Source organism: Novosphingobium sp. B-7, assembly GCF_000410615.1.
GTDB lineage: Bacteria > Pseudomonadota > Alphaproteobacteria > Sphingomonadales > Sphingomonadaceae > Novosphingobium > Novosphingobium capsulatum.
This window is the reverse complement of the sequence record NZ_KE148434.1, coordinates 8,761-9,366: the sequence shown is the minus strand read 5'-3', so window position 1 is coordinate 9,366 and position 606 is coordinate 8,761. Positions and strand designations below refer to the sequence as shown.

Here is a 606-nt window from a genome sequence, read left to right as displayed (position 1 = left end):
CTCATGCCCCCAGATCGCCAGGATCACCGGGCCGGGCACGCCATAGCGGCGGCTGACGGCCTCGATCTGCTGCATCGATTCGGCATAGATGCGCCGCCCCTTGGCAATCCGCACCGAATCCACATGGCGCCGGCGATACGGCTCGAACGAGGGCGTGCCCCCGCCCGACTGCGCGCCGCCGGGCTGGCTGCGATCGAAGGCGATCACGCGCGGATTGAACGTGAGCCCGGGCAGAACGCTGGCAATGGTCTGCTCGCGCACCCCGGCGCCGCGTGCCTTGGCAGCCAGGAGTTGCAGATAGCCCTGAAAGCCGGCCTCTTCACTGTCTTGCGCCACGGCCGGCCCAGCCAGCGCCGCCAGTGCCAAAGCCCCGCCCATCGCCAGGCGGCGCCAGGCCCTGCGGCCCCACGCGGCGGCCGGCATCGGGCGCGAAGAATTAACGGTTGAAACGAAAGGGATCGGTTGGGCCATCATTGCAGGCTGTCTTGCATGCCTTGCCCGACAATGGAACACCCCCGCGCCCAGGTGAGGCGCCAAGCCTGCCGAAAATCGCCCCTTTTGCGCATTTTGCGAGGATGACCGTGCAAAACCTCTTTGCGCATCGCA

The 606-nt window shown here is 67.5% G+C and carries 1 protein-coding gene; it reads right to left on the bottom strand.

From position 1 onward, the window contains the following. Positions 1–378, bottom strand: a 378-nt coding sequence (locus tag H926_RS34985) for a lytic murein transglycosylase (RefSeq protein WP_237741106.1), incomplete at its 3' end; no start/stop codon positions are given. Positions 379–606: the final 228 nt, after the last annotated feature.